Here is a 1,050-nt window from a genome sequence, read left to right on the forward strand (position 1 = left end):
CTGTCGGAGGAGTACCAGCTCCACCCCGAGCAGTCCACGGACGCCTTCGTCGTCCACCACCCGGAAGCCACCTACTTCAACGCGGGAGGACGCCGCCTGTGACCCCCACCTACTCGTTCGAGTTCTTCCCGCCGAAGACCGACAAGGGCGAGCAGACCCTGTGGGACGCGATCCGGCGCGTGGAGGCGTTCGCACCGGACTTCGTCTCCGTGACGTACGGGGCGGGCGGCTCGTCCCGCGACCGGACGATCGACGTGACGAAGCGGATCGTGACGGAGACCACTATGCGACCGGTCGCGCACCTGACGGCCGTCGGGCATGCGGTCGCCGAGCTGCGGGCGATCATCGGCGCCTACGCGGACGCCGGCGTGCGCGACGTGCTCGTGCTGCGCGGCGACCCGCCGGGCGATCCCCGCGGCACCTGGACGCCGCACCCGCAGGGCTTCACGTACGCGTACGAACTCGTCGAGCTCGTACGGTCGTTGGGGGACTTTCGGATCGGCGTGGCGGCCTTCCCCGAGGGGCATCCGCGATCACCCGACGCGGCGAGCGACCTCGCCCACTTCATCGCCAAGTGCAGGGCGGGCGCCGACTACGCGATCACCCAGATGTTCTTCGACCCGGAGGACTACCTGCGGCTGCGCGACCGGGTCACCGCGGCCGGGTGCGACACCCCGATCATCCCGGAGATCATGCCCGCCACCGACGTGCGCCAGATCCGCCGCTTCGCCGAGCTGTCCGACGCGGCCTTCCCGGAGGACCTGGCGCACCGCCTGGAGGCGGCCAAGGACGACCCGGCGGCCGCGTACCGGATCGGGGTCGAGCACGCGACGGCCACGGGCCTGCGCCTGCTCGACGAGGGGGCGCCCGGCCTGCACTACATCACGCTCAACAAGTCCACGGCGGCCTTGGAAATCCACCGAAACATCGTCAGCGCAAGGAGAGTTGGGGCACATGTCTGAGTTCACCGATTTCAAGGTCGCCGACATCGGTCTGGCGGAGTTCGGCCGCAAGGAGATCACCCTCGCCGAGCACGAGATGCCCGGCCTC

General features: G+C 69.9%; 2 protein-coding genes. Both read left to right on the top strand.

Annotated elements, in window-relative coordinates; all coding sequences use genetic code 11:
* Window positions 1-98 precede the first annotated feature (98 nt).
* Entirely contained in the window at window positions 99-962 is an 864-nt protein-coding gene (metF, locus tag AB0M16_RS36190) for a methylenetetrahydrofolate reductase [NAD(P)H] (protein ID WP_365350805.1), read from the top strand.
* On the top strand, window positions 955-1,050 hold a 96-nt coding region (locus AB0M16_RS36195), incomplete at its 3' end, for an adenosylhomocysteinase (RefSeq protein ID WP_365350799.1). The genes metF and AB0M16_RS36195, both read left to right, overlap by 8 nt.

Source organism: Streptomyces sp. NPDC051921, assembly GCF_040680975.1.
Classification (GTDB): Bacteria; Actinomycetota; Actinomycetes; order Streptomycetales; family Streptomycetaceae; genus Streptomyces.